Below are 2,500 nucleotides of genomic sequence, written 5' to 3' on the forward strand. Positions count from 1 at the left end.
ATTCCATGTGCCATAGCCGATTTCAATTGGTGCAAGCGTCCAGCCAATAAAAAACCCCGCACAATAGACTTGAGCGGGGTTTTTTATTGAATTAGGAGCCTGACGATGACCTACTCTCACATGGCGAATGCCACACTACCATCGGCGATGCTACGTTTCACTTCTGAGTTCGGCAAGGGATCAGGTGGTTCCATAGCTCTATTGTCGTCAGGCAAAGGGGTTCGATGACCCGTTTGCGTTTTGCAATCGTTTCATCAAATAGGTTAATGAGGTAGAAGTCGTCAGCATTGGTACAGCTGCGCTGTTAGCGGCTACGCTATTAATACCCATAGGGTATGTGCTCTTTCGAGCTCGTTGCTGCCATATTACCTGGTGAAGTTATCTTCACTTAGGGTTATATGGTCAAGCCTCACGGACAATTAGTACTGGTTAGCTTAACGCCTCACAACGCTTCCACACCCAGCCTATCAACGTCGTAGTCTTCGACGGTCCTTTAGGAGGATCAAGTCCTCAGGGAGATCTCATCTTGAAGGGGGCTTCCCGCTTAGATGCTTTCAGCGGTTATCCTGTCCGAACATAGCTACCGGGCAATGCCACTGGCGTGACAACCCGAACACCAGAGGTTCGTTCATTCCGGTCCTCTCGTACTAGGAACAACTCTCCTCAAATCTCCAACGCCCACGGCAGATAGGGACCGAACTGTCTCACGACGTTCTAAACCCAGCTCGCGTACCACTTTAAATGGCGAACAGCCATACCCTTGGGACCGGCTTCAGCCCCAGGATGTGATGAGCCGACATCGAGGTGCCAAACACCGCCGTCGATATGAACTCTTGGGCGGTATCAGCCTGTTATCCCCGGAGTACCTTTTATCCGTTGAGCGATGGCCCTTCCATACAGAACCACCGGATCACTATGACCTGCTTTCGCACCTGCTCGACTTGTAGGTCTCACAGTCAAGCGCCCTTTTGCCATTATACTCATTGCGCGATGTCCGACCGCGCTGAGGGCACCTTCGCACTCCTCCGTTACTCTTTGGGAGGAGACCGCCCCAGTCAAACTACCCACCACACACTGTCCTCAATCCAGATAATGGATCTAAGTTAGAACCCCAACATTACCAGGCTGGTATTTCAAGGTTGACTCCACGATGACTGGCGTCACCGCTTCAAAGTCTCCCAGCTATCCTACACAAGTAAGGTCAGAGTCCAGTGTGAAGCTATAGTAAAGGTTCACGGGGTCTTTCCGTCTAGCCGCGGGTACACTGCATCTTCACAGCGATTTCAATTTCACTGAGTCTCGGGTGGAGACAGCGTCCCCATCATTACGCCATTCGTGCAGGTCGGAACTTACCCGACAAGGAATTTCGCTACCTTAGGACCGTTATAGTTACGGCCGCCGTTTACCGGGGCTTCGATCAAGAGCTTCTCCGAAGATAACCCCATCAATTAACCTTCCGGCACCGGGCAGGCGTCACACCCTATACGTCCACTTTCGTGTTTGCAGAGTGCTGTGTTTTTAATAAACAGTTGCAGGGACCTAGTATCTGCGACTGCCGTCAGCTTACGGAGCAAGTCCTTCACCAACAGCAGCGTGCCTTCTCCCGAAGTTACGGCACCATTTTGCCTAGTTCCTTCACCCGAGTTCTCTCAAGCGCCTTGGTATTCTCTACCCGACCACCTGTGTCGGTTTGGGGTACGATTCGCAATAACCTGAAGCTTAGAAGGTATTTCCTGGAAGCAGGGCATCGACGACTTCCCGCCACATGGGCAGTGGTCTCGTGTCTCAGCCTTAAGGTGCCGGATTTGCCTAACACCTCAGCCTACGCACTTTCCCCGGGACAACCAACGCCCGGTACGCCTAGCCTTCTCCGTCTCTCCATCGCAGTTATTGCAAGTACGGGAATATTAACCCGTTTCCCATCGACTACGCTTCTCAGCCTCGCCTTAGGGGTCGACTCACCCTGCCCCGATTAGCGTTGGACAGGAACCCTTGGTCTTTCGGCGGGGGAGTTTTTCACTCCCCTTATCGTTACTCATGTCAGCATTCGCACTTCTGATACCTCCAGCAAACCTTTCGATTCACCTTCAACGGCTTACAGAACGCTCCTCTACCGCGCAGATAAATCTGCACCCGCAGCTTCGGTGACTAGTTTAAGCCCCGTTACATCTTCCGCGCAGGCCGACTCGACTAGTGAGCTATTACGCTTTCTTTAAAGGATGGCTGCTTCTAAGCCAACCTCCTAGCTGTCTATGCCTTCCCACATCGTTTCCCACTTAACTAGTACTTGGGGACCTTAGCTGGCGGTCTGGGTTGTTTCCCTTTCCACGACGAACGTTAGCACCCGCCGTGTGTCTCCCGGACAGTACTCTACGGTATTCGGAGTTTGCATGGGGTTGGTAAGTCGGGATGACCCCCTAGCCCAAACAGTGCTCTACCCCCGTAGGTATTAATCCGAGGCGCTACCTAAATAGCTTTCGAGGAGAACCAGCTATCTCCC

At 52.3% G+C, this 2,500-nt stretch carries 2 rRNA genes (1 of these 2 cut by a window edge); both read right to left on the minus strand.

The features are described from left to right. Window positions 1-97 precede the first annotated feature (97 nt). Window positions 98-212: ribosomal RNA gene (gene rrf / locus D9N13_RS00010) — 5S ribosomal RNA — on the minus strand. A 186-nt stretch (window positions 213-398) separates the two neighbouring features. Then, window positions 399-2,500 (minus strand): 23S ribosomal RNA (locus D9N13_RS00015) (it continues 782 nt past the right edge of the window).

The organism is Ketobacter sp. GenoA1, assembly GCF_003671475.1.
Classification (GTDB): Bacteria; Pseudomonadota; Gammaproteobacteria; order Pseudomonadales; family Ketobacteraceae; genus Ketobacter.